Here is a 1,937-nt window from a genome sequence, read left to right on the forward strand (position 1 = left end):
ACGGAGAACTATAGCTCAACAGGACGTTACGGCAGCCGGCTTTACAATTGGCTGCCGTTGTTCGTTGAAGTAACTGGCAGGATAGTTGAACAAAATTGTAGTATTAGTAATTAGAAAAACAGAAATCGAATACATTGTTGTTTTAGGTTTATTATTGGGGGAAGCAATGCTCGGTGATTCTAATAAGGTTAGAGGGAGTCGATATGAATAGAAAAGTTAGTTACATCTTTTTTGCTGTATTAATTACTGTTTTGTCGGTTTATTTTTTTAAGCATTACTCAAAGCAAGAAAAATCTAATCATAATACAGCAGTCAACGAAAAAGTAGTTCAAGTCAAAAGCTTTAGCGTGAATTCCGAATCTACAGAATTGCAGACATCGGTAAAAGGAACGTTATTTATCAAAAGTGATAAAGATGTGGCTGAACATATACAAATTGTTGCATCAATAAAGATCGACCCTAAAGATTGGGGTGGCATTGGTTTCTATATCCCTGACAAATGGTATATATCCAATATACAAAGCAGTTATCCCGAAAACAAATCTAAAATTAAACTTTCGGATTATGTTTCGACATGGACTCCTACGGAAAAGAACTATAAATGGAGTGGTATAGTAGAAGTTGGAAGAGCGCACAATTTTATCTCCACGGGAGGCGGTACAGGATTTGTTGTAATTGACTTAATGCCTAAAAAAGCATTAAATCGATCGGAGAAATTCAGCATATTAGTTGCCGTCGGCTCCGATGAGAAAAATGGTAATAAGATTCTTGGTCCTGATTATATTGAAATACCTATATCAATTACCCCAAGCAAATAATTGTTTACGCTAGCTGGGAACGTTAGTTGAATAAGCGACGAACATGAAGCTGTCGGTGCTGACCGGCAGCTTCATTACGTTAACAGGCAGGATTGTTTAGAACTCTTAAATGGAATTTATGGTAAAATCATCTGTAATGCGATGCTGCCCCATGGGAGRGAATATGGGTGATAAAGAAAAGTAGAATTATTTTWGCGATAATCGTTATCGGAATTTCAAGTTATAGCCTTCTGAATAAGAAATTTGAATKGATGCCGTATTTAATGTTATTTCTAGCATTATTTATGATGGTGGCAGGATTAGAAGAGTTGCAAAAGAAAGATAAGAGATTTTTAGGTTATATGAGCATTATTGCTTCTTTTTTTGTTATATTTGTTTCAATACAAGGTTTCATATTGAAGTAATGAGGAACTAAAGCACAACAGGACGTTACGGCAGCCGGCTCCACAATTGGCTGCCGTTGTTCGTTGAAGTAACGGGCAGTTTATCTGGGTAAATGTTACAATAAGATAAGAAAAAAGTAATCAAACCACTGGAGGTATGAATGGTTCTTTTAATAGTTATTGTATTGGTAATTGGTCTGGCTGGCATGATTGGGAATCAATATTCGATGTTAAGGAAAATGGATAAAATTGAAGAAACTCTTCGTGAGATAAGAGATAAAAAATAAGCAAACATTGTTACGAAGGGGAACGAAAGTTCCACCACTATAGATGTTTCCACTCATGAATGACATTTAGGAGGGAGTTAAATGTCAGATCGGATAACTATGAGTATATTTTTTATGATTGTATTTGGAGGGTTTGGTCTGCTAAACATTCTTTTTACTGAGTTTATGATTTCAACAACRTCAAGTTTCACAAATCAAAAGAGAGCAACAAAAGCAATGATAAAACGATTTAAAATAAGCGGATATGTTACCGTAACATTTTCGATAATAATGGTAATAGTTACGTGCTTGGGAGGACTTAAAGGAATTTAGAATATAAATTGAAACCATTTTGGAATGAGTAACTGGTGTCCAGTCACGATATCTTGGGAGTTATTAGGATTGAACTAACGGGAGACGTTAGTTGAATACATCATGGAGTAGATTGCGATCAGCCAGCTGCTCTAATT

At 35.5% G+C, this 1,937-nt stretch carries 2 protein-coding genes; both read left to right on the top strand.

The window, feature by feature from the left end:
- Window positions 1–203: 203 nt before the first annotated feature.
- Window positions 204–818, top strand: a complete 615-nt coding sequence (locus AB4Z33_RS30880; RefSeq protein WP_442053564.1) for a hypothetical protein — start codon at window positions 204–206, stop codon at window positions 816–818.
- Between the two features lie 263 nt (window positions 819–1,081).
- Window positions 1,082–1,222: a DUF3953 domain-containing protein gene (locus tag AB4Z33_RS30885; protein WP_442053565.1), complete on the top strand. Its 141-nt coding sequence runs from the start codon at window positions 1,082–1,084 to the stop codon at window positions 1,220–1,222.
- The last annotated feature ends 715 nt before the right edge of the window (window positions 1,223–1,937 follow it).

Origin of the sequence: Paenibacillus sp. 2TAB19, assembly GCF_052115185.1 — a bacterium.
In the GTDB taxonomy this organism is placed as follows: domain Bacteria; phylum Bacillota; class Bacilli; order Paenibacillales; family Paenibacillaceae; genus Pristimantibacillus.

Coding starts and splice junctions, on each gene's coding strand:
- AB4Z33_RS30880 (WP_442053564.1), top strand. CDS start 204: ATGAATAGAAAAGTTAGTTACATCTTTTTTGCTGTATTAATTACTGTT.
- AB4Z33_RS30885 (WP_442053565.1), top strand. CDS start 1,082: ATGTTATTTCTAGCATTATTTATGATGGTGGCAGGATTAGAAGAGTTG.